The organism is Sphingomonas silueang, assembly GCF_040049155.1.
GTDB lineage: Bacteria > Pseudomonadota > Alphaproteobacteria > Sphingomonadales > Sphingomonadaceae > Sphingomonas > Sphingomonas silueang.
Map to the genome: position 1 here is coordinate 66366 of NZ_JBDZDK010000012.1, position 26229 is coordinate 92594.

A 26229-nucleotide genomic window follows, 5' to 3' on the forward strand; every position below is an offset into this window, starting at 1 on the left:
CGTCGCCCCTTGACGATTCCCCCATGGGCGCGCCATCAGGCGCGCCCATGACCCATTTGCCAGACCACGACCGCCACGGCTTCAAACGGCGGGGTGTGCTCTTCGTCCTCTCGTCCCCCTCGGGTGCCGGAAAATCGACGATCGCGCGCAAGCTGCTCGCGGCGGAAGACGATCTCTCCATGTCGGTTTCCGCGACGACGCGCCTCCCTCGCCCCGGCGAGGTGGACGGCAAGGACTATCATTTCGTCGATCTCGAAGAATTCCGCCGCATGGCGACCGCCCATGAGTTTCTCGAATGGGCGCATGTGTTCGGCAACCGTTACGGTACGCCGCGCGCCGCCGTCGAGGAGATGCTGAGCGCGGGCAAGGACGTGCTGTTCGACATCGACTGGCAGGGCGCGCAGCAACTGTTCCAGATCGCGGGCGGGGACGTCGTGCGCGTCTTCATCCTGCCGCCGTCGATGGCCGAGCTGCACCAGCGACTGGTCGCGCGCAATACCGACTCGAAGGAAGTGATCGACGGACGCATGGCCCGCGCCGCTGCCGAGGTCAGCCACTGGGACGGCTATGACTATGTCCTCGTCAACGACGATGTCGAGGCGTGTTTCCGCAAGGTGCAGACGATCCTTGCCGCCGAACGTCTCCGCCGGTCGCGGCAGACGGGGCTGATCGGGTTCATCCGCAAGCTGATGAACCCGGCACCCTGAAAGCCTCCCCGCCGCGGCGGGGAGGGCCTGGTTCAGGCGGTCGCGACCTTGATCTCCGCCGCGCTGGGGGCGGCGGGCATGTCGGGCGCGCGTTCCGAGAAGCGCTCGCCCGGCACGGTGCTGGCGACTCCTGACGGTTCGGGGATGCTGTTCCCGTCCACCGGTGCGACGCCGCGCGATTCCGGCAGCGGCGCGAGCTTCTCGGGCGGCGGCAGCAGCTTGGGCGCAGCCGCCCGGCGGGGCGTCGACCCGCGCAGCGACAGCAGCGCACCCGCCGCCGCGCCGATCCCGCCGAGAATCGCCAGCGTCGTCCACGGCCGCATCTGCGCCTCGAGCGCGAGGCTCTGCTTGCGGACATGGATGTCCTGGTTCGACCGCTCGCGCCCGTCCTTGCGCGGGCGATAGAGGTTATCCTTGGCTCCCGGTTCGGCAGGCGTGTCGATCGTCTGCGCCGCCTCGCCGAAGAACGCCTCCATGAACCGGTCGGCGCTGCGCGGCAGCAGGTTGCTCATCCTGGTCATCACCATGCCGGTGCCGCCGACCGTCAGGTCGCGCTTGGGATGGGCGACCGCGAAGCAGATCGCCTTGGCGACCAGTTCGGGGTCATAGACCACCGGCGGCACCCGCGCGGGCTTGTCCATCCGGTTGCGGGCATGTTCGGGATAGGGGGTATCGATCGCGGCGGGCTTGACCAGCGTCACCGACACCGGGCGGCCGTCGGCCTCCAGTTCCATGCGCAGCGCCTCGGTAAAGCCCTGTACCGCATGCTTCATCGCGCTGTACGCGCCCTGCAGCGGCACCGAACGGTCCGACAGGATCGAGCCGACGTTGACGATCGCGCCGCCGCCCCGTGCGGTCAGTTCGCGCGCGGCATAGAGCGAGGCGGCGACCGTCGCGAAATAGCCGACGTCGAACGCGCGCCGCTGTTCGTCGATGCCGGTGTCGAGCAGCGGGGCATAGACTGCCACCGCCGCGTCGTTGACCCACGAATCGAACCCGCCGAACGTCTCGCGCGCCTTTTCTCCGATGCGTTCCGGCGCATCGGCGGCGGTCACGTCGATCGCGAGATGGGTGGCGCGGCCCCCGAAGGCGCGGATCGATTCGACCGCTTCGGCCAGCGCCTCCTCGTTGCGGGCGACCAGCACGACGCGGGCACCGGCGCGCGCGGCGCGGCGCGCGGTGGCAAGCCCGATGCCGGACGAGGCACCGGTGATGACGATGGTCTGTTCGGACAGGGGTTTCAGGGTCACGGACATGATACGCACTCCGGCTGACTTCAGACCCGGCTGCGAACGCGCGGAAGCCCGCCTGGGTCCGGATCAGGCGTCGAGCAACGCCATTCTTTCAGGCAGTTGTGCCATCACCGCCCGCCGCGCAGCGCCATCGATCGCCGTCCATGCCGCAATCTCGTCGCGCGTGCGCCCGCAGCCGAGGCACCAGCCGGTGGCGGTATCGATCGAGCAGACCAGCACGCACGGGCTTTCGATCGCCTGGGGGGCGACCGTCTCGAACGGATCGTCGGCGTCCACGGCTCAGTTGGTCAGGCGGACGCTCAGGAAGGCGGGAACCGGGCCGTTCCAGCCGCCGTCCTCGACCGCGTCCTGCTGGACATAGCGGGCCGGGCGTTCGTCGCGCCGCTGCGCCGGTTCGGGCGCGCGCTGCGGACGCGGAGCGGGTTCGGCCTCGCGCTCGCGGCGGCGCGGGTTGGCGGCATTGTCGCGGGCGGCGGGACGGGTGCGGCGTTCGCGACGCGGCGCTTCGGCTTCCTCGGCCGCCGGTTCGGGCGCGGCGGGGGCGCTGCCCATGTCCATGACCGGGATCGTCTGCCCGGTCAGCTTCTGGATGTTGGCGATGTTGTCGCTGTCGTCGTCCGTCACCAGCGTCCAGGCGGTGCCGGTAGCGCCGCCGCGCCCGGTGCGACCGATGCGATGGACGTAATCGTCCGGGTGCCACGGCGCGTCGAAGTTGACGACATGGCTGACCCCCTTGATGTCCAGCCCGCGCGCCGCGACGTCGGAGGCGACGAGGATGGTCACGTCGCCCGTCTTGAACCGCTCCAGCTCGGCGATGCGCGCCGACTGTTCCATGTCGCCGTGGATCTCCGCCGAGCGGAACCCTGCGCGTTGCAGGCTCTTGTTCAGTTCGCGCACGGTCGTCTTGCGGTTGCAGAAGATGATCGCGTTGCGCAGGTCCGCGCCCGACAGCAGCCGCCGCAGCACGTCGCGCTTCTTCGCCGCGCTGACCGGCACCAGCGCCTGGGTGATGTTGGTGTTGGTGGTGGCGGGGCGGGCGACCTCGATCGTCTTGGGATTGTCGAGGAACTTGTCTGCCAGCTTCTTGATCGGCGGCGGCATGGTGGCCGAGAACAACAGGGTCTGGCGCTGCTTCGGCAGCTTGGTGCAGATTTCCTCGATATCGGGAATGAACCCCATGTCGAGCATCCGGTCCGCCTCGTCGATCACCAGCATCGAACAGCCGGTGAGCAGGATCTTGCCGCGGGTGAACAGGTCCATCAGCCGCCCCGGCGTCGCGATCAGCACGTCGACGCCCTTTTCGAGCGCGGCCAGCTGGTCGCCCATCGACACGCCGCCGATCAGCAGCGCCATCGACAGCTTGTGGTGGACGCCGTATTTCTCGAAATTCTCGGCGACCTGCGCCGCCAGTTCGCGCGTCGGTTCGAGGATCAGCGAACGCGGCATCCGCGCACGGCTGCGCCCCTGCGCCAGAATGTCGATCATCGGCAGCACGAACGACGCGGTCTTGCCGGTCCCGGTCTGCGCGACGGCGACCAGATCGCGCATCATCAGCACCGACGGGATCGCCGCCGCCTGGATCGGGGTCGGCTCGCTATAGCCTGCGTCGGTAACCGACCGCAGCAGTTCGTCGGACAGGCCGAGATCGGCGAAGCTCATGCAGTTTCCAGCGTTTAGGGCGCTGAGACGAGCGCTCCGGTAAATGGGACGGGCGCTGGAGGAAAACGGGGGAAAAGTCAAGGTTGGGGCGGATCGGCGTGGCGGGGTCTTGCAAAGTCGGATTTCATGTTCTTCTTATGTTCCGTTGATATGCGTGGGGGTGGCAATGGGTCAGGGCAGGGATGCGGAGCACCGCAGGGCATTCGATCGCTGGCTACGGACGGGCTTCGTGCCCTCGCCGCGATCGCCGGACGGGATCGAGGTCAAGTTCAACCCGTGGCACGACCCGGAAACGGGCCGGTTCACCTTTGCGGGCATGGGGGTGCGGTATGGCGACGGCGGGTCGGACGTGTCAGGAGCAATGGATGAGCGTCCCCGGCGGAGGCCGGTGCGTTGGCAGGGTGGTGGATTTACCGGTCCGGGTGGCGGCATGGGCGGAGGTGCCGGTGCTACCGCAACGGGCGTCTGGTATGGACCGGGCGAAATTGCGCCTCGCAGGGCGGCACGGCAGCAGCCTTTGCCACCGGCTTCCCCTCGGCCAACGGAAACCTTCCGCGAGGTCAGGCGCAACGGCTATCTGTACCGGATCGACATGCAGGGACGCACCCGGCATGTCTCGGGCGCGCTGACGCTGGCGAAAGCGCGGCGGTCCCGACGGGAACAACTGGCCGCGGGCGGTCGCGATCGGCGCCCCTTCGATGAAGGCGGGCATTACATCGCGAGCCGGTTCAACGGTCCTGCCGAGGCGTTCAACCATTTCGCGCAGAACGCAAACTTCAATCGTAGTGGGTATCGGATGCTCGAGGACGAGTGGGCGCGGGACAAGCGAGCGGGTCGGGTCGTGACGGTAAAGATTGCGCCGGTTTTTCCGCAAGCATCGGTTCGGCCGAGCAGGATCAATGTGTGGTGGACGGTTGACGGCCAGCCGAAAAGTCAACGCTTTCCGAACGAGAGAAAGGGGTATCGCGGTGGTCGATGATAGAGGTTTCGCGACGCTGGAGGATATCATCGCGATACTGGCGGAGGATACCGAATATCCTCTCGAAGGGACCCTCCTGCACGCAACGCTGGATCACGGTTTGGTGTCGCCGAGCATTTTCAAGGATCGTGGCAATCATATCCTGTACCGCGACCCCGATCTGGACGTGCTCGGCGATGCCCTGCTCGATTTCTGGGAGGGGCAGGAGGGTGATCCGCGCTGGACGGATATGGAATTGGTGATCCGCGATGGACGGTTCGATCTGCGCTACGTCTGTGCCGACGCGATCGATCTGGAAGAAAGCTCGATCGATCGCCGCACCCGCATCGTCCGCAGCTATTTCGGGGACAAGCCGATCATCTATCCGCCGTCGCCGGAAGACGACCTTCCGACCTACGCCCTGTAGTCCCGGCATCGGCACGGTCGCGCAGGTGGAGATAGGCGGGATCGAATCCGGCCTGCGCGCGCAGCCCGGCGAGGTCGAGCACGGTCAACTGCCGGTGCGCCAGTTCGATCAGCCCGTCGCCGCGCAGCTTCTGGAGCGTGCGGTTCATGTGCACCGGGGTCATGCCGGTCGCGTCGGCCAGATCGTCCTGCGTTACCGGCAGGTCGAACACGTCACCGTGCGCCAGCCCCGCCATCCGCGCGCGCAGGTGCAGTTCGCACAGCAGGTGCGCCACCGCCTGGGTCGCGTCGCGGCGGCCGACGTTGACGACCCATTCGCGCAGGATCGCCTCGTCCACCAGCGTCGCCCGCCAGAAGGCGCGTGCCAGCGACGGCCGTTCCGCGGCACAGGCGTCGAGCGCGTCGGACGGGATGCAGGCATAGTCGCAGTCGGTCAGCGCGACGATGCCGTGGTCCATCCGGTCGAGCACCGTGACATGCAGGTCGCAGAAGTCGCCGGGGATCAGGAAGGCGGTGATCTGCCGACTGCCGTCGGGCAGCAGGCGGTACCGCGCGGCCCAGCCGTGGATCAGCAGGTGGATCGCCTGCGGCCGGTCGCCCTGTGCGATGATGTCGGCATGACGCCGGGTCGAGGTGATGTCGGCGCACAGCCCGGCAAGGCATGCCGCATCCTCCTCCGCCAGATGGCTGGTCGCGTTCAGCTTGCGCCACAGGGAAAGGTGCCGCATCGCCTGCTCCTGCAATACCGGGCGAACATCGCTCGGTACGCAGTGTACACAATCCCGGCAACGATCGGCAATATAATCCGAAGTATCCTGCCCCGCGCGCGGGTACCTCAGCGCGCGGGCACCAGCGCCCGGAACTGGGCGATGCGGCACTGCCCGCCCGAACGCGAACGGATCACGTCGCGCGAGGCGCACATCCGCCCGTCGCCGGTCGGCTTGAAATACAGCCCGGCATAGAAGTCCACTGCCGCGCAATCGTCGGCCAGCCGCGCGCGCAACCGCTTGCCGCCGTTCAGCAGCAGGTCGACGCTGTCGGGGCGACTGACCGTGACCGCCGCCAGATCCTGGATCGGCACGCAGCGGTCGGCGTGTTTCTCGACCCACTGGATCGGCGGCAATGGGCGCGGCGCGCTGAACGACGCGGGGGAGATCGGGGCGCGCGGCACACGGACGACCATCCGCTGGATGCGGACCTCGGTGCGGACCGTCACCGCGCCCTGCGGCGCGGCTTGCTGTGGGTTCGACACGCGCCGCTGCGCCGCGCCGGGCAGGGCGAGCAGCAGCAATGCCATCGCTGCGGCAGGGAACGGCAGGGCAGTCACGCGATACACATCCTCGACGCCAATTTAACCTGCGATGAACTGGCGGCAAGGGGGCGGCGCTGGTAGCAAAGGATGATGACGTTCCCGCACCATGTCGCAGCACTCGCCGCCGATCTCCGCGCCGAACTGGGCGAGCGCGCGGTGACGACCGATCCGGCGCGCATCGCGCCGTGGCTGACCGACTGGCGCGGGCGGTTCCGGGGCCATGCGGGCGCGATGCTGGAGCCTGCCGATACCGCGCAGGTGGCGGCGATGGTGCGCGCCGCCAGCCGCCACCGCGTGCCGATCGTGCCGCAGGGGGGCAATACGTCGATGGTCGGCGGCGCGACGCCGCCCGGCGACGGCAGCGCCGCGATCTTGTCGCTGCGGCGGCTGGCGCGCATCCGTGCGATCGGGCCCGGACGGGCGGTCGCGGAGGCCGGCGTCATCCTCCAGCAGCTGCACGATGCGGCGGCGGACGCCGGGCAGCGCTTTCCCCTGACGCTCGGCGCGCGGGGCAGCGCCACCATCGGCGGGCTGGTGTCGACCAACGCGGGCGGCACGCAGGTGCTGCGCTGGGGCAATATGCGGCGGCTGGTACTCGGCGTGGAGGCGGTGCTGCCCGACGGGTCGGTGCATGACGGGCTGGCGGTGCTGCCCAAGGACAATCGCGGCTATGACCTGACGCAGCTGCTGGTCGGCGCGGAGGGGACGCTCGGCATCGTCACCGCCGCCACGCTGCGGCTGGCCCCGGCGATCGCGGCGCGCTGCGTCGGCTGGGCGGGGATCGCCGATCCGCAGGCCGGGCTCGACCTGCTGCGGCACATGCAGGCGGCGACCGACGCGGTCGAGAGTTTCGAGATCATCCCGGCCGATTCGCTGGCGCTGGCGGTCGCGCATCTGCCGGGTGCGCGACCGCCGCTGGCCGGGCATCATCCATGGCATCTGCTGATCGAGGCGGTCGCGGGGCCGGGCGAGGCCGATCCGGCGGCATTGCTCGAAACGCTGCTGGCCGACGGACTGGCGTGCGGGACGATCGCCGACGCGACGATCGCGGCGTCGGAGGCGCAGGCGGAAGCGTTCTGGGCGTTGCGGGACGGTCTGTCGGCGGCGGAGAAGGCCGCGGGACCGGCGGTGCAGCACGACATCTCGGTGCCCGTGGAGGCGATGCCGCGCTTCATGGTGGAGGCCGCTGCCGCCGCCGAGGCACGCTTTCCCGGCACCCACGCCACCGCCTTCGGCCATCTGGGCGACGGCAACGTCCATTTCCACGTCCGTGCTCCGGCGGGGGCCGATCCGGCGCGCTGGTATGCGGAGGACGCGCCGGTCGTCACCCGCTTCGTCCATGATGCGGTGATGGCGGCGGGGGGATCGATCTCGGCGGAACACGGCATCGGCCAGATGAAGCTCGGCGAGCTGGCGCGCACCGCAACCCCCGCCCGGCTGGCGATGCTGCGGGGGGTGAAGGCAGGGCTGGACCCGCTCGGCCTGTTCAATCCGGGCAAGCTCGTGCCGCTTGCGCCGGCGTTCGACAGTCCATAGACGAACGGGGATGTTCGCCGGGGGGCGGACTCCGGCGCATGCGACGCCGGGACCGAATATGTGTTTTTGGAGACCCTGAAATGGCCAGCGCGCCGCAGAACCAGTCGCTTCCGCTCTTCTACAACCAGCTCGAACCGCTTTCGAGCCAGACCCATGCCGACTGGAAGGTCCGCAGCACCGATCGCGCGCCGTTCCTCGTCGGCCAGCATGCGGTGCCGGTGACGGTCGAGGAGTTCCCGTTGGTGCAGCGGCGGATGCCGATCGTGTTCTCGGTCGGCGACGATCCCGTGCCGCTGGCGCTGATGGGGCTGAACGAAGGGGTCAACACCTTCCTCGACGACGACGGGCGGCTGACCGATCCGGAAACCTATGTCCCGGCCTATATCCGCCGCTACCCCTATCTGCTCGCCCGGCTGCGCCCCGAATCGGAGGAGCTGTCGCTGTGCTTCGACCCGACGTCGGAAGTGATCGGCAAGTTCGAGGACGGCGAGCCGCTGTTCGACGGCGACCAGCCGAGCGAAGTGACCCGCCAGATCCTCGCGTTCAACGAACAGTTCGAGCAGGCGGGCCAGAAGACCGGCATGTTCATGAAGGAGCTCAAGGAGCTTGGCCTGCTGATGGACGGCGAAGTGTCGATCCAGCAGGAAGGCAACGACCAGCCCTTCGTCTATCGCGGCTTCCAGATGGTGTCCGAGGAAAAGCTGATGGACCTGCGCGGCGACCAGCTGCGCAAGATGCAGCAGTCGGGCATGCTGCCGCTGGTGTTCGCGCACCTGTTCTCGCTGTCGCTGATGCGCGACATCTTCGCCCGCCAGATGCGGCAGGGCAAGGTGCAGGCGCAGCCGGTCGGCGTGCCGACCTTCTGATGGCCCGGCTGCCGGTCCCGGGATCACGCTATTCGCTGGGCGCGATCGTCTTTCATTGGACGATCGCGTTGCTGGTGATCGTGAACCTGTGGATCGGCCTCGTCGGCGGGTCGATGTCGCTGCACAAGTCGATCGGCATCACCGTGCTGGTGCTGACGATCGGGCGGATCGCATGGCGCATCGCCAACCCGCCGCCGCCGCTCCCCGCCCATGTCGCGGGCTGGGAGCGGGGGGTGGCGCGCTGGACCCACCGGCTGTTCTACCTGATGCTGGTCGCCCTGCCGATGAGCGGCTGGGCGATGGCATCGGGCGCGACGCGGCGGCCGCTGGAATGGTTCGGGCTGTTCCCGGTCCCCTATCTGCCGATCCCGCCCGCCGCGGCCGGGGCGGGGCACGAGGTGCACGAGGTCGTCGGCATCACGATGGCGGTGCTGGTCGCGCTGCACGTCGCCGCCGCGCTGCGGCACCATTTCATGCTGCGCGACGGGGTGCTGGCGCGGATGCTGCCGGGGGCGCGGTAGCGTTCGATTCGCGTTCGCGGATGCGGCACCGGCCCGCTTCCGCACCCGGCATGGATACGCTGTGGATGGCCGCGAGCGCGGTAGCGGGCCGGTACCGTCCAGAATCAGCGAAGTTTCGTTACAAACGGATACAATTTCGCTCTTGAAGCCCGCCGACGCCCTACCTAGATTGACGGTACACGGTTCGATGTCCCCCCTTTCGTCGGGCCGTGCGGCGCGTTTCACGCGCCTCCTCCCTGAACCTTGGCCACTCCGTGCTCCGTGCACGGGGTGGTTTTTTTATGCGCTATTCGGCCGCCGCCGCCGTGTGCGTCACCGCGGCGGCGAGCGTGTCGATGACGCTGCGCACCATGGCGGCGGTGCGCGCCAATCCTTCGCCCGGACGATCGAGTGCGGGATCGAGATAGAGGCTGCGGTCGATCTCCAGTTGCAGTGCGTGGATGCCCGCCCGCGGCGCGGCATGCGCGTCGAGGATGTGTCCGCCCGCATAGGGCCGGTCGATCGCGAGCGACAGGCCATGACGCTGCACCGCCGCCGCCGCCCGCGCGGTCAGATGACCGGGGCAGCTTCGCCCGAAGCGATCGCCCAGCACCACCGCCGCCGGATCGAAGCCGGTCAGCGGCGGCATCGAATGCAGGTCGAGCAGCACCGCCACCCCGAACCGGGCATGCGCCGCCGCCAGCAGCGCGGCGAGCGCGGCGTGATAGGGCGCATGGACTTGATCGATCCGGTCGCGCACCTCTGCGTCGGTGAGTTTCCGCCGCCACATATTCTCCGCGCCGCCTGCACGCCGGGGGATCAGGCCGATCCCGCTGCGCACCTTGTCCGACCGGCTGCCGAACGGGGGCGGGGCGCCCGCGTCGATCGCGGGATCGCGGTCGTCCGCAGGCGAGCGGTTGAGGTCGATCCATGCACGGGCATGGGTCGCGACCAGCATCGTTTCGTCCCGAACCGCGGCCTGCGCCACCGCATCGACATGGCGATCCTCCAGCGCGACCAGCCGGTCCGGCGGGACCGACACGAGCGCCGCCAGCGCGGGCGGATAATATCGTCCGGCATGGGGCACCGACACGATCACCGGCGATACCGGATCGGCCGGGCCGATGGTCAGGAACGGGGCAGGGTCCATGGCGTACAGGACCATGGGTCCGCCGCGCTGTCGAGCGCCGATGCTGGAAAATCTTAACCCCGCCCGGCATATGTCCGACGGCCGACCGCCCAGGGAATGTGCATGTTCAGGATTTTGCTTGCCGAGGACGATCAGGTGATGCGCGAATATCTCGCGCGGGCGCTGGAGCGCGCGGGCTATGGCGTGGTCGCGGTGGACCGCGGCACGGCGGCGGTACCGCTGCTGGAAACGCAGCCGTTCGACCTGCTGCTCACCGACATCGTGATGCCCGAGATGGACGGCATCGAACTGGCGCAGCGCGCGGGCGAGATCGCGCCCGACCTGCGCGTGATGTTCATCACCGGCTTTGCCGCGGTCACGCTGAAGGCGGGGCGGACGGTGCCGCAGGCGCGCATCCTGTCCAAGCCGTTCCATCTGCGCGAACTGGTGGCGGAGGTCGATCGCCTGTTCGAGGGAGAAAAATTGCCGGTGGGCAATTAGCCTATTGCCAGCCGGAAACGCCGCCGCTAACAGCGCGTCTCCGGTTTCGCTCCCCCCGGAAACGGGGGACAGCGCCGGGCGCGTAGCTCAGTGGTAGAGCACTGTGTTGACATCGCAGGGGTCGCAAGTTCAATCCTTGCCGCGCCCACCATTTCGAGCCCCGTCGGACCCCGTGTCCGGCGGGGTTTGCTATTGCGGGGCGTCGATACCGAACAGCCGGTCGACCAGCCGCTGCACCACCGGCACGACCAGCAGCGACGCGGGCAGCGCGGTGGCGAAGCCGACCGGCGCGCCCTGTGCAAAGGCGCTCCAGAACCCGTCCGGTCCGACGCGGACGAGGGCGCCGACCGCACCGATCAGCGACGACAGGATCGCCGCGTTGATCGCGGACGACAACAGGCGGTAGCGGAACCGGGAGCGGGTCTGGACCACGTCCTGTGCGCGGTCGTCCGGGGTGTCGTCGGGCATCGCGCGGCACAGCGGTCGACGGTGGCACGGGGTTCCGTCATTTCCCCGGCTGACAGCCGCCGCCCGCTATGCCACAAGCAATAATATTACGCGGGACTTGAGTCGGCAGCAGACCGTCCGGACCGCCGTTGCAGGAGAGTGTATGCGGGTCATCGATCATGTGATCGCGGGCGGTTCGACCGGTGGATCGAACGACGGCGGGCCGTTCGGCGCGGTGTTCGATCCCAATCGCGGCGAGGTGCAGGCGCATGTCCGCCTCGGCACCGCCGCCGATCTCGACCGGGCGGTCGCTGCGGCACAGGCTGCGCAACCGGCATGGGCCGCGACCAACCCGCAACGCCGCGCGCGGGTGATGTTCCGCTTCAAGGAACTGGTCGAGGCGAACATGGACGCACTCGCCCATATGCTGTCGAGCGAGCACGGCAAGGTGATCGCCGATGCGAAGGGCGACATCCAGCGCGGGCTGGACGTGATCGAATTCGCCTGCGGCGTGCCGCACCTGCTGAAGGGCGACTATACCCATGGCGCGGGGCCGGGGATCGACGTCTATTCGATGCGGCTGCCGGTCGGCATCGGTGCTGGGATCACCCCGTTCAACTTCCCGGCGATGATCCCGATGTGGATGTTCGGCGTCGCCGTCGCCTGCGGCAACGCCTTCATCCTGAAGCCCAGCGAGCGTGACCCGTCGGTGCCGGTGCGGCTGGCCGAACTGATGCAGGAGGCGGGCGCGCCCGAAGGCATCCTTCAGGTCGTGCAGGGCGACAAGACGGTGGTCGACGCGATCCTCGACCATCCGGCGATCGGCGCGGTCAGCTTCGTCGGCTCGTCCGATATCGCGCATTACGTCTACCGGCGCGGTGTCGCGGCGGGCAAGCGGGTGCAGGCGATGGGCGGGGCCAAGAACCACGGCATCGTCATGCCCGACGCCGATCTCGACCAGGTCGTCGCCGATCTGGCGGGCGCGGCGTTCGGCTCGGCGGGCGAGCGGTGCATGGCGCTGCCGGTCGTCGTGCCGGTAGGCGACAAGACCGCCGATGCGCTGCGGGAAAAGCTGATCCCGGCGATCGAGGCGCTGCGCGTCGGCATCTCGACCGATGCGGAGGCGCATTACGGCCCGGTGGTGAACGCGGCGCACAAGGCGCGGGTCGAGGGCTGGATCGCCAGGGGCGTCGCAGAGGGCGCCGAACTGGTGATCGACGGGCGCGGCTTCTCGCTCCAGGGGCATGAGCGCGGCTTCTTCATCGGGCCGACGCTGTTCGACCGGGTGACGCCGCAGATGGAATCCTATCGCGAGGAGATTTTCGGGCCGGTCCTGCAAATGGTGCGCGCGCCCGATTTCGAGCGCGCGGTGCGGCTGCCCTCCGAGCATCAGTACGGCAACGGCGTCGCGATCTTCACCCGCAACGGCCATGCCGCGCGCGAGTTCGCCGCACGGGTCAATGTCGGCATGGTCGGCATCAACGTGCCGATCCCGGTGCCGGTCGCCTATCACAGCTTCGGCGGGTGGAAGCGCAGCGCGTTCGGCGACGTGAACCAGCATGGCGAGGAAGGCGTGCGTTTCTGGACGAAGGTCAAGACGATCACGCAGCGCTGGCCCGACGGATCGGCCATGGGTGGCCAGGCCGAGGATGGTGCCGCGGCCCGGACGCAGGATGCGTTCGTCATTCCGACCATGGGGTAGGGCGATGCAGCGGTGGTTGCTGGCGGTGTTGCTGGCATGTCTCGCGGTGGTGCCCGCCGCCGCGCAGAAGCGGATCGCGCTGACGTTCGACGACGCGCCGCGTTCGGCCGGAGCGTTTCTGACGCTCGACCGGCGTACGGTGAAGCTGATCGCGGCGCTGCACCGCGCGGGCGTGAAACAGGCGGCGTTCTTCGTCAATCCCGGCAGCCTGACCGACGATGCGGACGGGGTGGACGGCATTGACCGGCTGACCGGTTACGTCGCGGCGGGGCATGTGCTGGCCGATCACAGCTACAGCCATCCCGCGCTGTCGAAGCTGACCGCCGCCGCCTATCTGGCCGACATCGACCGCGCCGAGCGCTGGCTGAAGGGGCGCGAGGGGTTCCGCCCGTGGTTCCGCTATCCCTTCCTCGACGAGGGCGGTACCGACAGGGCGAAGCGGGACGCGGTGCGTGCGGGCCTCGAGGCGCGGGGACTGCGCAACGGCTATGTGACGTTGGACGGGGCCGACTGGCAGCTGGAGGCGATGACGGTGGCCGCGAAACAGGCCGGGCACCGGATCGACATGGCCGCGCTGCGCCGTTTCTATGTCGAGCAGATGATGCAGGGCGTCGAGGCGCATTATGCCAATGCGCTGAAGGTGTTCGGCACGAAGCAGCCGATCCATGTGATGCTGATGCACGAGACCGATATCGCCGCGCTGTTCGTCGAGGATTTCGTGAAGGCGCTCAAGGCCGGGGGCTGGACGATCGTGACGGCGGACGCCGCCTATGCCGATCCGCTCGGGCGGACGATCCCCGATCCGGCCAACGCCACCGGCACGCTGACCGGACAGATCGCGCAGGCACGCGGGATCGGCGGGCTGACCGCGCCCGCCTTCGCCGACGCGAAGGCCGCGCAGGCGGCGTTCGACGCGCAGGTGCTGCATCGGTGAGGGCGCGAACGGCCTCCGCCTCGCCCTATGAGGCGCAGATCGGCTTTGCCCGCGCGGTGCGGGTGGGCGACCGCATCCTCGTGTCGGGCACCGCGCCGGTCGAGCCGGACGGCAGCAGCACGCCGGGCGACGCAGGCGCGCAGGCCGCGCGCTGCTTCGCGATCATCGCACAGGCGATCGAGCAACTGGGCGGGCGCATCGACGATGTGGTCCGCACCCGCATGTACCTGACCGATCCCGCCGATGCGGATGGGGTCGGGCGGGTGCACGGGCAGGTGATGGGCGTCGCGCGGCCTGCCGCGACGATGCTGGTGGTGGCCGCACTCCTCCGCCCCGAATGGCGGGTGGAGATCGAGGCCGAAGCGATAGTGGAGCGTACCGAGTGACCCAGTTCGACCTTACCGACGACCAGCGCGAGATCCAGGAGCTGGCGCGCCGCTTCACCGCCGACGCCATCACCCCGCATGCGGCGGAATGGGACGAGCGGCACATCTTCCCGCGCGACACGATCCGTCAGGCGGCGGAGCTGGGCTTCGCGGCGATCTATGTGTCCGAAGAGTCGGGCGGGATCGGGCTTGGCCGGATGGAATCGGCGCTCATCATGGAGGCGATGGCCTATGGCTGTCCCTCGACCAGCGCGTTCATCTCGATCCACAACATGGCCGCGTGGATGCTCGACGCCTTCGGATCGGCAGAGTTGAAGGGGCGATTCCTCCCCGACCTGGTGACGATGGACAAGCTCGCCAGCTATTGCCTGACCGAACCGTCGTCGGGGTCCGACGCGGCGGCGCTGAAGACGAAGGCGGTGCGCGACGGCGACGATTACATCGTGACCGGCACCAAGCAGTTCATCTCCGGTGCTGGCGAGAACGACGTCTATCTGGTGATGGCGCGCACCGGGGCGGAGGGGCCGAAGGGCATTTCCTGCCTGTTGATCGAACGGGACATGCCCGGCGTGTCGTTCGGTGCGAACGAGCGCAAGCTCGGCTGGCATTCGCAGCCGACGCGGGCGGTGATCCTCGACCAGGTGCGCGTGCCTGCCGCCAACCTCGTGGGGAGCGAGGGCGAGGGGTTCCGGATCGCGATGCAGGGGCTGGACGGCGGGCGGCTCAACATCGGCGCGTGTTCGCTGGGCGGGGCGCAGCGTTGCCTCGACGAGGCGGTGGCCTATACCAAGGCGCGGCAGCAGTTCGGCCGACCGATCGCCGATTTCCAGAACACGCAGTTCACGCTGGCCGACATGGCGACCGAACTGGAGGCGGCGCGCGCGCTGCTCTACACCGCCGCCGCCAAGGTGACGGCGGGCGCGCCCGACAAGACGCAGTTCGCCGCGATGGCGAAACGCTTCGCCACCGACACCGGATCGAAGGTGGTCGATCAGGCGCTGCAGCTCCATGGCGGCTACGGCTATCTGATGGACTATCCGATCGAACGCTTCTGGCGCGACCTGCGCGTGCATTCGATCCTCGAGGGGACGAACCAGGTGATGCGGATGATCGTCGGACGGGAGCTGGTGAAGTGAGGATGCTGATCGATCCTCCCCGGCACGGGGAGGGGGACCGCCGCGAAGCGGTGGTGGAGGGGGATGTCCTGCTCCACCACGGTTGCGTTTGGGGATACCCCCCTCCACCATGCTGCGCATGGTCCCCCTCCCCGTGCCGGGGAGGATGGTTGTGATCGAAACGTTCGTCGATCACCACACCGGCCGCATCCGCCTCAACCGGCCGCAGGCGATCCATGCGCTGACCCATGCGATGTGCGATGCGATGCTGACGGCGCTGGAGGACTGGCGCGACGATACGTCCGTCCATGCGGTGCTGATCGACCATGCCGAGGGCCGCGGGTTCTGCGCAGGCGGCGACATCCGCATGATCGCCCAGAGCAGCGCTGCCGACGGCGCGGCGGCCCGCGCCTTCTTCGCCACCGAATACCGGCTGAACCACCGGCTGTTCACCTATGCCAAGCCGACCATTGCGGTGATGGACGGGATCGTCATGGGCGGCGGGGTCGGCATTTCGCAGCCGTGCCGCATCCGCATCGCGACCGAACGCAGCCGGTTCGCCATGCCGGAAACCGCGATCGGGCTGTTCCCCGATGTCGGCGGCGGCTGGTATCTCTCGCGCCTGCCCGGCCGGATCGGCCAGTATCTGGCGCTGACCGGCGCGCGGCTGGACGGGGCGGAGATGCTCGCGCTGGGCCTGGCCACCCATTTCGTTGCGAGCGACCGGGTGGAGGAGGCCAAGGCGCGCATCGTCGCCGATCCGCTGGCGGCGGACGCGATCCTTGCCGAACTGGCGGGCGATCCGGGTGAAGCGGCGATCCTGTCGCGGCGCGAGGATATCGACCGGCTGTTCGCCAGCGACGATTTCGAGGCGGTGCTCGCCGCGCTGGCGGCGGACGGGGGCGACTGGGCGGGCGAGCAGCTGGCGCTGCTGCGCCAGCGGTCGCCGCTGTCGTGCAAGGTGTCGCTGAAACTGCTGCTCGACGGGGCGACCATGCCGACCTTCGAGGACGAGATGCGGCAGGAATATGCCGTCGCCACCCGCATCGTGCAGCGCCCCGACATCGTCGAGGGGGTGCGCGCGGTGATCGTCGACAAGGATCATGCCCCGCGCTGGAACCCGGCGACGCCGGATGCGGTCAGCGACCATATGATCGACCGCATCTTCGCCCCGCTGGATGCAGGCGAGGAATGGCAGCCGCGATGAAACCCCTCCGTCATTCCGGGCAGGCCGGAATCCATTGTGTCGGGCGGTTGCGCTTCTATCGCGGTCGTCCCCCGTCCATGGATTCCGGCCTGCGCCGGAATGACGAACCCTGCTGGAGCACGCATGTCCGACTATGAAACCATCACCGTCGAGCGCCACGATGCGGTGACGCTGGTCACGCTCAACCGCCCGCAGGCGCTCAACGCGCTGAACGCGCAGCTGCTGGCCGAACTGCTCGACGCGATGCGCGCCTATGACGCCGATCCGTCGCAGGGCTGCGCGGTCGTCACCGGATCGGCCAAGGCGTTCGCCGCCGGGGCCGATATCAAGGAGATGCAGGAAATGGACTTCGCCGCGATGTACGGCGGCGACCATTTCAGTGGCTGGGACGCCTTCACCCGCACCCGCAAGCCGATCATCGCCGCGGTCGCCGGTTTCGCGCTGGGCGGCGGGTGCGAGCTGGCGATGATGTGCGACTTCATCCTGGCGGCCGATACCGCGAAGTTCGGCCAGCCCGAGATCAGGCTGGGCGTGACGCCGGGCATGGGTGGGTCGCAGCGGCTGGCCCGCGCGGTCGGCAAGGCCAAGGCGATGGAGATGTGCCTGACCGGCCGGATGATCGGTGCGGAAGAGGCGGAGCGCTGCGGCCTCGTCGCGCGGATCGTGCCCGCCGACGATCTGGTGGCGGACGCGCTCAGGACCGCCGCGACCATCGCCGCCATGGCCCCGCTGGCGGTCAAGGCCAACAAGGAAATGGTCAACGCCGCGTTCGACACGACGCTCAGCGCAGGCGTGCAGTTCGAGCGGCGGCTGTTCCACGGGCTGTTCGGCACCGCCGACCAGAAGGAAGGCATGACCGCCTTCGTCGAGAAGCGGCCGGGGAACTGGACCGGGCGGTGAGCGACGCGATCCTCCTTGCGGTGCCGGTGCTGCCGTTCGCGGGCGCGCTGGTGCTGGCGCGGTGGACGCGGCTGCATCCGCTGCTGGCGGGCGCGGTGGCGGCGCTGCCGGTCGGGGCGCTGGCGCTGATCGTGGCGGGCGCGGCGATGAGCGAGGCGGCGGTACCGGTCGGTATCGTCGCCGCGCTGGTCGCGGCGGTGCCGGGGATGCTCGGCGGATTTGCAGGATGGTTGTTGCGACAGCGACGGATACGACGGGACAGGACAGGCTAATGGCACGCATCGCCTTTATCGGGCTCGGCAACATGGGCGGGGGCATGGCCGCCAATCTGGCGAAGGCGGGGCACGACGTGCGCGCCTTCGACCTGTCGGCGGATGCGCTGGCGCGGGCGAAGGCGGCGGGGTGCCTGCCCTGCACCGACGCCAATGGCGCGGCGAAGGGCGCGCAGGCGGTGGTGACGATGCTGCCCGCCGGAACCCATGTCGCGGAGGTCTATCGCGGCGGGCTGCTGGATGCGGTGGATACCGGGGCGGTGCTGATCGACTGTTCGACGATCGACGTCGATACCGCGAAGGCGGTGGCGGAGGCGGCACGGGCGAAGGGGCTGCATGCGGTCGATGCGCCGGTATCGGGCGGGATCGCGGCGGCGAACGCGGGCGCGCTGACCTTCATGGTCGGCGGCAGCGATACCGCCTTCGCCAGGGCCGAGCCGTTCCTGTCCGACATGGGCAAGGCGGTGATCCACGCCGGGGCGAACGGCGCGGGACAGGCGGCCAAGATGTGCAACAACATGCTGCTCGGCGCATCGATGATCGCGACGTGCGAAGCGTTCGCGCTGGCCGAGAAGCTGGGGCTGGACCCGCAGACCTTCTACGACATCTCCTCGGTCAGTTCGGGGCAGTGCTGGTCGATGACGAGCTATTGCCCGGTCGCGGGGGTGGGACCGGAGACGCCCGCCGATCGCGGCTATCAGGGCGGGTTCGCCGCCGCGCTGATGCTGAAGGACCTGCGCCTCGCGATGCAGGCGGCGGCGGGGGCGGGCGCGGACACGCCGATGGGCGCGCGCGCGGCGGAACTCTACGGACGCTTCGTCGAGGACGGGCAGGGGGCGACCGACTTTTCGGGGATCATCCAGACGCTGCGGTAGGTTGGATCCGCATGCAATAGCCGGATCGATCTCCCCTCCCTGGAAGGGAGGGGAGCAACGCCGCTAAGCTTCTGCCGGATGTCGATCGTCGCAGGGAACCGGCTTGTTGGATGGCCCGTTCGCGCGCCATCCTGTCGTCCGATCCCGTAACGAAGGCACCCGTCATGCGCCGCTTCCTCCCAATCGCCCTGCTTGCCGCTGCCGCGCCGCTCCCGGCGCAGAATGCCGGGCCGTTCGTCATAGAGCAGACCGGCGTCGCCTATCCGACGCTCGATGCGGCGGTGACGGCGGCGCAGACCGGGGAGCCGCTGACGATCCTGATCGCGCCGGGCGTCTATCGCGAATGCACCGTGCAGACCGGCGGCAGGATCACCTTTCGCGCGCGGACGCCCGGCAGCGTGATCTTCGACGGTGCGGCATGCGAGGGCAAGGCGACGTTCGTGCTGCGTGGAGAGCAGTCGACGGTCGACGGCATCACCTTCCGCCGCATCCGCGTGCCCGACGGCAACGGCGCGGGCATCCGCACCGAACTGGGCAATCTGACCGTGACCAACTCGAGCTTCCTCGACAGTCAGGAAGGCATCCTCGGCGGCGATCCCAACGGGCAGCAGCGGATCGTGATTGACCGTTCGACCTTCGCGGGGCTGGGCCAGTGCGACGAGACGGCCGACTGCTCGCACTCGGTCTATATGGGCAACAACGGGTCGATCACCATCACCCGGTCGCGCTTCGAGCGGGGCACCGGCGGGCATTACGTCAAGATCCGCAGCCCGCGCGTCGAGATCACCGACAACAGCTTCGACGACAGCCGGGGGAGCAAGACCAACTATATGATCGACCTCGCCGAAGGGGGCACGGGCGTCATCGCGCGCAATACCTTCGTGCAGGGGCGGGGCAAGGAGAACTGGACCGGGCTGATCGTCGTCGGCGCGGAGAAGCGGACCTTCCCGGCGGCGGGCCTGCGGATCGAGGGTAACGACGCGCGCCTCGCCCCCGGCATGGACAAGAGCCCGGCGTTCGTCGCCGACTATAGCGGCGAGGGGGTGGTGGTGGGCGCCAACCGGCTGGGGCCGGGGCTGCGCAGGTTCGAGAAGCGGTAGCGGCGCGGCCCGAAGTTTACAAAGTTTACACTCGTGGCGTCGTTTCGCGCGGTCCGCTATCGGCCAGGCACGCGCGGTTGCCGGTAGGCCGTGCGAGCATAGCAGGGCGCCCGGCTGTAGGACAGGGGCGGGGAGCGGAATCGGCGCCGGCGGATTGAGGCAGGGCATTTCGTTGGAAAGGAAGACCTTATGCTTCGTTCGCTGCTCATCGGACTGGTCGCGGGCCAGCGCGGGATCACGCCGCTGGCCGCGATCGCCACCGCCACCCGGCGCGGCGAGGTGGCGGCGGACCTGCCGTTCCAGAAGCTGCTGCTGCATCCCGTGATCGCCGCCGGGACCGCCGCCTTCGCCGCCGCCGAGATGGCAGGCGACAAGATGAAGACCGCGCCCGACCGGATCGTGCCCGCCGGGCTTGCCGTACGCAGCGTCACCGCCGCCTATGCCGGGGCGGCGCTGGCGCCCAAGGGCGAACGGGCGATGGGTGCCGCCGTCGCGGTCGGTGCGGCGCTCGCCTCGTCCTATGTCGGGTGGCGGCTGCGGATGTGGGCGATGCGGCGCTACGGCCAGACCGCGACCGGCTTCGTCGAGGATGCGATCGTGCTGGGCAGCGGGATTGCCGTCGCCAATCCCCGGCTGGTCGGGGCGGCTTGATCGCACGGGCGTAGTTTGTTCTTCTCTCTCAACAGGTTGAGGGAGTCGGAACATGCGCAAATACGCCTATGGCTGGATCACCGTCGCGTTCTTTCTGGTGTCGATCATCGGGCACTGGATCTTCGGCTGGTATGCGTTCGCCGACGAGGCGCGTGCGCAGGGGCAGCTGCCCGAGCTGAATGCCTATCTGGTCGTGATGGGGCGCGACACGTTCGAGAATTGGCAGTCGGAGTTCCTGCAACTGCTGTGGCAGGTCGTCGGCCTCGCCTATTTCCTCTATGCCGGATCGCCCGCGTCCAAGGAGAATGACGACCGGATGGAGGCGAAGATCGACGCGCTGCTGCGGCAGGCGGGGCATGACCAGGCGTTCATCGACGCGATCGACCGGCGCTACCTCCGCATCGACGGCCATGCCAAGCCGCACGCGCATGACATGGGGCGGGAGTAGACCCCGCCCCGCATCGTCAGCGGCAGGTCGAGGCGTCGCTCGCGTCGAGGTCGAGGCAGCGGCCGTCGATCTCGCCCGCCGGCACCTTCAGCCCGATCGTCGCGGCGAGGGTGGGGAGGATGTCGACCGTCTCGACGCCGAACGGCTCCTCGAAACCGCCCATGCCCTTGCGCCAGAACAGGATCGGCACGCGGCGGTCATAGTCCCAGAAGCTGCCGTGCGTCGCGACCGACGACCCCACTACCGGGTGCGGCAGGGTGAGCACGCGGGGCTTCATCGCGACGAGCAGGTCGCCGGAACGCTCGGGGTCGTAGGAGGCACGGGCGCGCTCCAGCAGGCTCCATGTCTCCGGCGGGGTATGCTGCGGCATCGCCGTGGCGAGGATCTGCGCGCGGGTGAACACCGCCTGCGTCTGCGGGTGGGCGGAAAGCCGCGCGATCGCCTCGCGCTCGACCGCCGCCTTCTGCGCCGCGGTCAGCTTCACGTCGTACCACAGGTCGCCGTTGACTCCGCCGAACAGCACCGGCCCGGCGATGCCGAGCTTCGCGCCGATCGCCTTGCCGATGCCGCCGACGGTCAGTTCGCCGTCCAGCCGCACCGCGTCGGGCACGGCATGCGCCGCCAGCCGCTCGCTGGCGTCGCTGCCGCCGTGGTCGGCGGTGAGCATCACCTGATAGTCCACGCCGGTCGCGTCGAGGATCTGGAAGAAGGCGCCGAGGCTCTGGTCGAGCGAGGCGAGTTGCAGGCACATCTCGGTACCCTCGGTGCCATAGCCGTGGCCGACGTAATCGGTCGCCGATGCGCCGATCGAGATGATGTCGGTCTGCGGACCCTGCCCCAGTTTCATGTCCTGGATGAAACCGGCGGCGAGCGCGAGGACGGCGGCGTCATATTCGGGCGAGCGGCGGAAGTTGGCGACATCGCCCGCAGCGCGCGCGAAGCGCCCGGTGCCGACCGTCTTGTCGCCGATGCGGACCGCACGGGCGAGCGGGCGGCAGAAATCGGGCAGGTCCATCGCCGGGGTCGGCGTCGCGATCCGCTTCGCCACGGCGGCGTTGGCGCGCGCGACTACCGGCGGCATCGCGCGCCCGGCATAGCTGACGAAGCCGGTCTTGCCGAACCACCAGAGTTCATCGACCCGGTGCCCGCCCATCATCACCGCCGCGCGATCCTTGCCAGCGACCGAGACGACGCGGGTGCGCGGGTCGGCGGCCTTCATCCGCTCGCCGAGCGTCGGCACCTTCAGATGCACGTCGGACACGGTGTAGGCGTCGAAGGTCGAGCCGGGCACGCGCTCGTCCTCGGCGCAATAGACCTTGCCGTCGGGGCGGCCCGAACGCTGGTCGATCCAGTCGTTGGCGATGATGCCGGTGCGCGCCGGACGCGATCCGGTGAGGATGGTCGAATGGCCGGGGCAGGTCTCGGTCGCGGCATGGCTCTGATAGCCCGCCGGGAACACCGCGCCCTGCATCAGCCGGGCGAAGCCGCCGGTGAAGCGGCTGCGATATTCGGCGAACAGGTCGGCGGAGAATTGATCGACCGAGATGGCGACGATCAGCTTCGGTGCGCTGGCGGGATAGCCTGGCGGCACCGGGACCGGCGGGGTCGGCGGCACGTCGCCCTTCGTCGGCGCGGCGACCGGCGCGGTCGGGGTGGGGGTCGATTGGGCCAGCGCGGGCGCGGCGGTCGCCAGCAACAGTGCGGCGAGGGGGACGAGGCGCATCTTGTACTCCGGGGACGGTGCATCCGTTCGCGAACTCCGCTACTCCCCCGGCATGACAGCGGCAAGAATGGTCTGGCGACGAATCCTCCCGATGCTCCTGCTGCTGTGGGCGCTGCCCGCCGCCGCGCAGGCTGCGGGCGAGCGGCATGTCGCGATGCGGCTGGTCGCGGAGAGCGACACGCCCGCGCCGGGCAGCCGGGTTGCGCTGGCGATCGTGTCCGAACCCGATGCCGGGTGGCACGGATATTGGCGCAATCCGGGGGCGGTGGGCACCCAGCCGCGCCTCGCATGGCGCCTGCCCGCGGGCGTGACGCTCGGCGAGATCCGCTATCCGGTGCCCGAGCGACTGCTGGTCGCGGGGCTGATGAACTATGTCTACGAACGGCCGTGGGCGCTGCTGACCGAGCTGGCCGTGCCCGCCGGGCTGGCGAAGGGCACGGCGCTGCCGGTGCGGCTGTCGATCCAGTATCTGGTGTGCACCCGTGAAATCTGTGTGCCCGAGCGCGCCGAGCTGGCGACCGAGCTGACCGTCGGCGACGGCGCGGTGACGCCCGGGCGGCGCGCGGCGTTCGACGGCTGGCGGCGGGCACTGCCGCGACCGATGGGGGCGCAGGCGGTGTTCGAGGGCGGCGAGGCGTTCCGGCTGCGGGTGCCGTTTCCCGCCGATGCGCCGCTTGGGGACGCATATTTCTTCGCCGGGACCGAGGGCGCGATCGATTATGCCGCACCGCAGACGATCGTGCGCGACGGCGACGCGATCGTCGTGGCGACGAAGGGCGCGGGGAAGCCCGCGACGGTCGAGGGGGTGCTGGCTACGGGCGAGGGGCAGGGCTTCGCGATCCGGGCGGTGCCGGGTGCTGTGGCGATGCCGCTGCCGCCGGTGGCGTTCGACTGGCGGCTGGCGCTGCTGGCGTTCGGCGGCGCGCTGCTCGGCGGGTTGCTGCTGAACGTGATGCCGTGCGTGTTCCCGATCCTGAGCCTGAAGGCGCTGAGCCTCGCGCGGTCGGGCGAGTCCGATGCGAAGGCGCGGGGCGAGGGGGTGGCCTATACCGCGGGTGCGGTCGCGACCTGCATGGCGCTGGGCGGCGTGTTGCTGGCGATCCGGGCGGCGGGGGTCAGCGCGGGCTGGGCGTTCCAGCTGACCGATCCGCGCGTCGTGCTGCTGCTGCTGCTGCTGACCGGGGCGATCGCGCTCAATCTGGCGGGGCTGTTCGAGCTGCCGACGCCGCAGCTGGGCGCGCGCGGCGGGCGCGGCGGGGCATTCGCCACCGGCGCGCTGGCGGCGTTCGTCGCGACGCCGTGCACCGGGCCGTTCATGGGCGCGGCGCTGGGGTCGGCGCTGGTGTTGCCGCCGCTCGCGGCGATGGCGGTGTTCGCGGGACTCGGACTGGGGCTGGCGCTGCCGTTCCTGCTGCTGGGGTTCGTGCCCGCGCTCCGGCGACGCCTGCCCAAGCCCGGCGCGTGGATGGATGCGTTCCGCAAGGGCCTGTCGGTGCCGATGTTCCTGACCGCGCTGGCGCTGGCGTGGCTGCTCGGGCGGCAGGCGGGGGTCGACGGGATGGCGATCGGGCTGGCGGCGCTGCTGCTCGCGGCGCTGGGGCTGTGGTGGACCGGGCGGCGGCAGGCGCGGGGGCGCGACCGGGCGTGGTGGCCCGCGCTGGCCGCGCTGGCCGTGGCGTGCGGCGGCGCGGCGCTGGTCACGCGCGCGGCACCGGCGGCGCGCGCGACGATCGCGGGCACGGAAGCGTTCAGCGAGGCGCGGCTGGCCGCGCTCCGGGCCGAAGGGCGGCCGGTCTTCGCCTATTTCACCGCCGACTGGTGCCTGACGTGCAAGGTGAACGAGAGGGCGGCGATCGAGACGCGCGCGGTCGCCGATGCTTTCGGCCGGGGCAAGGTCGCCACGCTGGTCGGCGACTGGACCGACGGCGACCCGGCGCTCGGGCGGTTCATCGAGGCGCACAACCGCGCCGGGGTGCCGCTGTACCTGTGGTATGCGCCGGGTGCGAAGGAACCGCAGGTGCTGCCGCAGGTGCTGACCCCAGGCACGCTGACCGCGCTGGTGCCGCAATAGTCCTTGCCGCCGCCCCTGCCGCGCTGCACCATGCAACCAAAGCGGCGTTCGTTGCTTGGAGGACGGATGGGGCAGGCGTTCGACGAAATCTGGGGGCATGGCGGGCCGGATGCACCGCGCATGGAATTGGCGGCATTGGCGCAGTGGATGCGGGGCGTTCCCCCGCGCGAGCTGAAGCGCCGGTTGCAGGCGGCGGAGGCGACCTTCCGCCAGCTGGGCATCACCTTCGCCGTCTATGGCGACAGCGAGGCGGCGGAGCGGATCATCCCGTTCGATATCGTGCCCCGCGTGTTCATGGCCGATGAGTGGGCGAGGCTTTCCAAGGGGTTGGTCCAGCGGACGCAGGCGATCAACGCCTTCCTCGACGATATCTATGGCGAGCGCCGCATCCTGAAAGCCGGGGTGTTGCCGCCCGACCTGATCTTCGGCAACGCGCAGTTCCGCCCGGAGATCGCCGGGATACGCCCGCCGCACGGCGTATGGGCGCATATCTGCGGCATCGATCTGGTGCGCACCGGGCCGGACCAGTTCTTCGTGCTGGAGGACAATGCCCGCACGCCGTCGGGTGTGTCGTACATGCTGGAGAATCGCGAGGCGATGATTCGGCTGTGCCCCGAACTGTTCCGCAATTTCCGCGTGGCGGCGGTGGACAGCTATCCCGACAAGTTGCTGGAGACGATGCGCTCGGTCGCCCCCGCGGGCGCGGGGGCGCAGCCCAATTGCGTCGTGCTGACGCCGGGGCATTTCAATTCGGCCTATTACGAACACAGCTTCCTCGCCGATTCGATGGGCGTCGAACTGGTCGAGCCTGCCGACCTGCTGGTCGATGACGATACCGTCTATATGCAGACGATCGCCGGGCGGGTGCGGGTCGACGTGATCTATCGCCGGATCGACGACGACTTCATCGATCCCGTCGTGTTCCGCCCCGATTCGATGCTGGGCGTGCCCGGCCTGATCGCCGCGTACCGCGCGGGCAATGTCGCGCTGGTCAACGCGCCGGGCAACGGCATCGCCGACGACAAGGCGATCTACAGCTACATGCCCGAGATCGTGCGCTTCTATGCGGAGAGCGAGCCGCTGCTCCCCAATGTCGAGACATGGCGCTGCCGCGAGCCCGAGGCGCTCAAATATGTGCTCGACCATCTGGACGAGGTGGTGGTGAAGCTGGTCGACGGGTCGGGCGGATACGGCATGCTGGTCGGGCCGACCGCGTCCAGGGCCGAGATCGAGGATTTCCGCCGCGCGCTGATCGCCGAGCCGCAGCGCTATATCGCGCAGCCGACGCTGGCGTTGTCCACGGTGCCGACGCTGACCGAGGCGGGCCTCGCCCCGCGCCACGTCGATTTCCGCCCGTTCGTGCTGACCGGCGCGAAGGAGGTGCAGGTGGTGCCCGGCGGGCTGACCCGCGTCGCGCTCAAGGAGGGATCGCTGGTCGTCAATTCCAGCCAGGGCGGCGGGACCAAGGACAGTTTCGTGCTGCTGGAGGACGGCCCCGGCCAGTCCCAGACGATGGGCGGCATGACCCAGACGCAGGGAGGCCGCTGATGG

General features: G+C 69.4%; 28 protein-coding genes and 1 tRNA gene. 21 read left to right on the plus strand and 8 right to left on the minus strand.

Annotation, left to right across the window (positions count from 1 at the left end):
• Positions 1-47 precede the first annotated feature (47 nt).
• The gene (gene gmk / locus ABLE43_RS12915; protein WP_348978850.1) at positions 48-707 is read left to right on the plus strand and encodes a guanylate kinase; all 660 of its coding nucleotides are present in this window, start codon (positions 48-50) and stop codon (positions 705-707) included.
• A gap of 32 nt (positions 708-739) precedes the next feature.
• Here gmk and ABLE43_RS12920 read toward each other — a convergent pair whose 3' ends face one another.
• The 3 genes from ABLE43_RS12920 to ABLE43_RS12930 all read right to left on the minus strand — a co-directional run bounded on the left by ABLE43_RS12920 (position 740) and on the right by ABLE43_RS12930 (position 3619).
• Positions 740-1963, minus strand: coding sequence for an SDR family oxidoreductase (locus tag ABLE43_RS12920; protein WP_348978851.1), 1224 nt, complete (start codon positions 1961-1963; stop codon positions 740-742).
• Between the two features lie 63 nt (positions 1964-2026).
• Positions 2027-2236: a DUF1289 domain-containing protein gene (locus tag ABLE43_RS12925; RefSeq protein WP_348978852.1), complete on the minus strand. Its 210-nt coding sequence runs from the start codon at positions 2234-2236 to the stop codon at positions 2027-2029.
• A gap of 3 nt (positions 2237-2239) precedes the next feature.
• Positions 2240-3619, minus strand: coding sequence for a DEAD/DEAH box helicase (locus ABLE43_RS12930; protein ID WP_348978853.1), 1380 nt, complete (start codon positions 3617-3619; stop codon positions 2240-2242).
• Positions 3620-3785: 166 nt separating this feature from the next.
• Here ABLE43_RS12930 and ABLE43_RS12935 point away from each other — a divergent pair, with 166 nt between their 5' ends.
• Together ABLE43_RS12935 and ABLE43_RS12940 are read left to right on the plus strand one after the other, a co-directional pair.
• The gene (locus tag ABLE43_RS12935; RefSeq protein WP_348978854.1) at positions 3786-4598 is read left to right on the plus strand and encodes a DNA/RNA non-specific endonuclease; all 813 of its coding nucleotides are present in this window, start codon (positions 3786-3788) and stop codon (positions 4596-4598) included.
• A complete protein-coding gene (locus ABLE43_RS12940) occupies positions 4588-5004 on the plus strand; it encodes a hypothetical protein (RefSeq protein ID WP_348978855.1) in 417 nt (138 codons plus the stop codon). Before ABLE43_RS12935 ends, ABLE43_RS12940 begins: the two co-directional genes overlap by 11 nt.
• Here the strand turns inward: ABLE43_RS12940 and ABLE43_RS12945 are convergent.
• Together ABLE43_RS12945 and ABLE43_RS12950 are read right to left on the minus strand one after the other, a co-directional pair.
• On the minus strand, positions 4955-5731 hold the full coding sequence (locus ABLE43_RS12945) for a Crp/Fnr family transcriptional regulator (RefSeq protein ID WP_348978856.1): 777 nt from the start codon (positions 5729-5731) through the stop codon (positions 4955-4957). The genes ABLE43_RS12940 and ABLE43_RS12945 overlap by 50 nt on opposite strands.
• A 107-nt stretch (positions 5732-5838) precedes the next feature.
• Complete coding sequence (locus tag ABLE43_RS12950; protein ID WP_348978857.1) at positions 5839-6330, minus strand: hypothetical protein; 492 nt, start codon at positions 6328-6330, stop codon at positions 5839-5841.
• Positions 6331-6405: 75 nt separating this feature from the next.
• Here ABLE43_RS12950 and ABLE43_RS12955 point away from each other — a divergent pair, with 75 nt between their 5' ends.
• From ABLE43_RS12955 to ABLE43_RS12965, 3 genes are all read left to right on the plus strand, one after another.
• Positions 6406-7851 carry an FAD-binding oxidoreductase gene (locus ABLE43_RS12955; protein ID WP_348978899.1) on the plus strand — a complete coding sequence of 482 codons (1446 nt, stop codon included), beginning with the start codon at positions 6406-6408 and terminating at the stop codon, positions 7849-7851.
• An 80-nt stretch (positions 7852-7931) separates the two neighbouring features.
• Entirely contained in the window at positions 7932-8717 is a 786-nt protein-coding gene (locus ABLE43_RS12960) for a SapC family protein (protein ID WP_348978858.1), read from the plus strand.
• Positions 8717-9238 carry a cytochrome b gene (locus tag ABLE43_RS12965; RefSeq protein WP_348978859.1) on the plus strand — a complete coding sequence of 174 codons (522 nt, stop codon included), beginning with the start codon at positions 8717-8719 and terminating at the stop codon, positions 9236-9238. Before ABLE43_RS12960 ends, ABLE43_RS12965 begins: the two co-directional genes overlap by 1 nt.
• Positions 9239-9524: 286 nt before the next feature.
• Here ABLE43_RS12965 and ABLE43_RS12970 read toward each other — a convergent pair whose 3' ends face one another.
• Positions 9525-10382 carry an N-formylglutamate amidohydrolase gene (locus tag ABLE43_RS12970; protein ID WP_348978860.1) on the minus strand — a complete coding sequence of 286 codons (858 nt, stop codon included), beginning with the start codon at positions 10380-10382 and terminating at the stop codon, positions 9525-9527.
• 87 nt (positions 10383-10469) lie between these two features.
• Here ABLE43_RS12970 and cpdR point away from each other — a divergent pair, with 87 nt between their 5' ends.
• Both cpdR and ABLE43_RS12980 read left to right on the plus strand, forming a co-directional pair.
• A complete protein-coding gene (gene cpdR / locus ABLE43_RS12975) occupies positions 10470-10847 on the plus strand; it encodes a cell cycle two-component system response regulator CpdR (RefSeq protein ID WP_348978861.1) in 378 nt (125 codons plus the stop codon).
• Between the two features lie 76 nt (positions 10848-10923).
• A tRNA-Val gene (locus ABLE43_RS12980) sits at positions 10924-10998 on the plus strand.
• Between the two features lie 38 nt (positions 10999-11036).
• Here ABLE43_RS12980 and ABLE43_RS12985 read toward each other — a convergent pair.
• Positions 11037-11315 (minus strand): DUF2798 domain-containing protein, encoded by a 279-nt coding sequence (locus tag ABLE43_RS12985; RefSeq protein WP_348978862.1) that lies wholly within the window; start codon positions 11313-11315, stop codon positions 11037-11039.
• Positions 11316-11457: 142 nt separating this feature from the next.
• On the opposite strand from ABLE43_RS12985, the gene ABLE43_RS12990 reads away from it, so the two are divergent.
• The 11 genes from ABLE43_RS12990 to ABLE43_RS13040 all read left to right on the plus strand — a co-directional run bounded on the left by ABLE43_RS12990 (position 11458) and on the right by ABLE43_RS13040 (position 20884).
• Positions 11458-12996: a CoA-acylating methylmalonate-semialdehyde dehydrogenase gene (locus tag ABLE43_RS12990; RefSeq protein ID WP_348978863.1), complete on the plus strand. Its 1539-nt coding sequence runs from the start codon at positions 11458-11460 to the stop codon at positions 12994-12996.
• Between the two features lie 4 nt (positions 12997-13000).
• Positions 13001-13930: a polysaccharide deacetylase family protein gene (locus ABLE43_RS12995; protein WP_348978864.1), complete on the plus strand. Its 930-nt coding sequence runs from the start codon at positions 13001-13003 to the stop codon at positions 13928-13930.
• Positions 13927-14316: a RidA family protein gene (locus tag ABLE43_RS13000; protein ID WP_348978865.1), complete on the plus strand. Its 390-nt coding sequence runs from the start codon at positions 13927-13929 to the stop codon at positions 14314-14316. Before ABLE43_RS12995 ends, ABLE43_RS13000 begins: the two co-directional genes overlap by 4 nt.
• A complete protein-coding gene (locus ABLE43_RS13005; RefSeq protein ID WP_425475270.1) occupies positions 14313-15452 on the plus strand; it encodes an acyl-CoA dehydrogenase family protein in 1140 nt (379 codons plus the stop codon). The genes ABLE43_RS13000 and ABLE43_RS13005 overlap by 4 nt, the downstream gene beginning before the upstream one ends.
• A gap of 151 nt (positions 15453-15603) precedes the next feature.
• The gene (locus ABLE43_RS13010; RefSeq protein ID WP_425475271.1) at positions 15604-16638 is read left to right on the plus strand and encodes an enoyl-CoA hydratase/isomerase family protein; all 1035 of its coding nucleotides are present in this window, start codon (positions 15604-15606) and stop codon (positions 16636-16638) included.
• Positions 16639-16761: 123 nt separating this feature from the next.
• Positions 16762-17538: an enoyl-CoA hydratase gene (locus ABLE43_RS13015; protein WP_348978868.1), complete on the plus strand. Its 777-nt coding sequence runs from the start codon at positions 16762-16764 to the stop codon at positions 17536-17538.
• Complete coding sequence (locus ABLE43_RS13020) at positions 17535-17810, plus strand: hypothetical protein (protein ID WP_348978869.1); 276 nt, start codon at positions 17535-17537, stop codon at positions 17808-17810. The genes ABLE43_RS13015 and ABLE43_RS13020 overlap by 4 nt, the downstream gene beginning before the upstream one ends.
• Positions 17810-18685, plus strand: coding sequence for a 3-hydroxyisobutyrate dehydrogenase (gene mmsB, locus ABLE43_RS13025; protein WP_348978870.1), 876 nt, complete (start codon positions 17810-17812; stop codon positions 18683-18685). Before ABLE43_RS13020 ends, mmsB begins: the two co-directional genes overlap by 1 nt.
• A 164-nt stretch (positions 18686-18849) precedes the next feature.
• Positions 18850-19785, plus strand: a complete 936-nt coding sequence (locus ABLE43_RS13030; protein ID WP_348978900.1) for a right-handed parallel beta-helix repeat-containing protein — start codon at positions 18850-18852, stop codon at positions 19783-19785.
• A gap of 189 nt (positions 19786-19974) precedes the next feature.
• On the plus strand, positions 19975-20436 hold the full coding sequence (locus tag ABLE43_RS13035) for a DUF4126 domain-containing protein (RefSeq protein WP_348978871.1): 462 nt from the start codon (positions 19975-19977) through the stop codon (positions 20434-20436).
• 52 nt (positions 20437-20488) lie between these two features.
• Entirely contained in the window at positions 20489-20884 is a 396-nt protein-coding gene (locus tag ABLE43_RS13040) for a DUF6766 family protein (protein ID WP_348978872.1), read from the plus strand.
• A gap of 16 nt (positions 20885-20900) precedes the next feature.
• On the opposite strand, the gene ABLE43_RS13045 is transcribed toward ABLE43_RS13040, so the two are convergent.
• Positions 20901-22607, minus strand: a complete 1707-nt coding sequence (locus ABLE43_RS13045; RefSeq protein WP_348978873.1) for an alkaline phosphatase family protein — start codon at positions 22605-22607, stop codon at positions 20901-20903.
• A 91-nt stretch (positions 22608-22698) separates the two neighbouring features.
• Between ABLE43_RS13045 and ABLE43_RS13050 the strand changes: the two genes are divergently transcribed.
• Positions 22699-24678, plus strand: coding sequence for a protein-disulfide reductase DsbD family protein (locus ABLE43_RS13050; protein ID WP_348978874.1), 1980 nt, complete (start codon positions 22699-22701; stop codon positions 24676-24678).
• 66 nt (positions 24679-24744) lie between these two features.
• Positions 24745-26226, plus strand: coding sequence for a circularly permuted type 2 ATP-grasp protein (locus ABLE43_RS13055; RefSeq protein WP_348978875.1), 1482 nt, complete (start codon positions 24745-24747; stop codon positions 26224-26226).
• Positions 26227-26229: the final 3 nt, after the last annotated feature.

Coding starts and splice junctions, on each gene's coding strand:
- gmk (WP_348978850.1), top strand. CDS start 48: ATGACCCATTTGCCAGACCACGACCGCCACGGCTTCAAACGGCGGGGT.
- ABLE43_RS12920 (WP_348978851.1), bottom strand. CDS start 1,963: ATGTCCGTGACCCTGAAACCCCTGTCCGAACAGACCATCGTCATCACC.
- ABLE43_RS12930 (WP_348978853.1), bottom strand. CDS start 3,619: ATGAGCTTCGCCGATCTCGGCCTGTCCGACGAACTGCTGCGGTCGGTT.
- ABLE43_RS12935 (WP_348978854.1), top strand. CDS start 3,786: ATGGGTCAGGGCAGGGATGCGGAGCACCGCAGGGCATTCGATCGCTGG.
- ABLE43_RS12945 (WP_348978856.1), bottom strand. CDS start 5,731: ATGCGGCACCTTTCCCTGTGGCGCAAGCTGAACGCGACCAGCCATCTG.
- ABLE43_RS12955 (WP_348978899.1), top strand. CDS start 6,406: ATGACGTTCCCGCACCATGTCGCAGCACTCGCCGCCGATCTCCGCGCC.
- ABLE43_RS12960 (WP_348978858.1), top strand. CDS start 7,932: ATGGCCAGCGCGCCGCAGAACCAGTCGCTTCCGCTCTTCTACAACCAG.
- ABLE43_RS12965 (WP_348978859.1), top strand. CDS start 8,717: ATGGCCCGGCTGCCGGTCCCGGGATCACGCTATTCGCTGGGCGCGATC.
- ABLE43_RS12970 (WP_348978860.1), bottom strand. CDS start 10,382: ATGGTCCTGTACGCCATGGACCCTGCCCCGTTCCTGACCATCGGCCCG.
- cpdR (WP_348978861.1), top strand. CDS start 10,470: ATGTTCAGGATTTTGCTTGCCGAGGACGATCAGGTGATGCGCGAATAT.
- ABLE43_RS12985 (WP_348978862.1), bottom strand. CDS start 11,315: ATGCCCGACGACACCCCGGACGACCGCGCACAGGACGTGGTCCAGACC.
- ABLE43_RS12990 (WP_348978863.1), top strand. CDS start 11,458: ATGCGGGTCATCGATCATGTGATCGCGGGCGGTTCGACCGGTGGATCG.
- ABLE43_RS12995 (WP_348978864.1), top strand. CDS start 13,001: ATGCAGCGGTGGTTGCTGGCGGTGTTGCTGGCATGTCTCGCGGTGGTG.
- ABLE43_RS13015 (WP_348978868.1), top strand. CDS start 16,762: ATGTCCGACTATGAAACCATCACCGTCGAGCGCCACGATGCGGTGACG.
- mmsB (WP_348978870.1), top strand. CDS start 17,810: ATGGCACGCATCGCCTTTATCGGGCTCGGCAACATGGGCGGGGGCATG.
- ABLE43_RS13030 (WP_348978900.1), top strand. CDS start 18,850: ATGCGCCGCTTCCTCCCAATCGCCCTGCTTGCCGCTGCCGCGCCGCTC.
- ABLE43_RS13035 (WP_348978871.1), top strand. CDS start 19,975: ATGCTTCGTTCGCTGCTCATCGGACTGGTCGCGGGCCAGCGCGGGATC.
- ABLE43_RS13040 (WP_348978872.1), top strand. CDS start 20,489: ATGCGCAAATACGCCTATGGCTGGATCACCGTCGCGTTCTTTCTGGTG.
- ABLE43_RS13045 (WP_348978873.1), bottom strand. CDS start 22,607: ATGCGCCTCGTCCCCCTCGCCGCACTGTTGCTGGCGACCGCCGCGCCC.
- ABLE43_RS13050 (WP_348978874.1), top strand. CDS start 22,699: ATGCTCCTGCTGCTGTGGGCGCTGCCCGCCGCCGCGCAGGCTGCGGGC.
- ABLE43_RS13055 (WP_348978875.1), top strand. CDS start 24,745: ATGGGGCAGGCGTTCGACGAAATCTGGGGGCATGGCGGGCCGGATGCA.